Source organism: Frigoribacterium sp. AC759, assembly GCF_979256015.1.
Genome location: NZ_CEEDMT010000232.1, coordinates 1 through 229, shown reverse-complemented (window position 1 = coordinate 229; position 229 = coordinate 1). Strand labels below are relative to the sequence as shown.

Below are 229 nucleotides of genomic sequence, written 5' to 3'. Positions count from 1 at the left end.
CACAGCCGCGAGAACCTCGTGCTCGAGTACGCGCCTTCGAAGCGCGGGTACCCCGGCGACACGCTCTACGTGCCCACCGACCAGCTCGATCTGCTCAGCCGCTACGTCGGCGGCGAGGCGCCGTCGCTCAGCAAGTTGGGCGGCAGCGACTGGGCCTCGGCCCAGAGCTAGGCGCGTCGCGCCGTCCGTGACATCGCCGTCGAGCTGGTCAAGCTGTACTCGGCGCGGA

Annotated in this window: 1 pseudogene; it reads left to right on the top strand. The window is 70.3% G+C overall.

Features of this window, described 5'->3' with window-relative positions:
* Positions 1 to 168 (top strand): annotated as a pseudogene (locus ACZ6JE_RS15790) (CarD family transcriptional regulator); the annotation flags it as partial.
* Positions 169 to 229 lie beyond the last annotated feature (61 nt).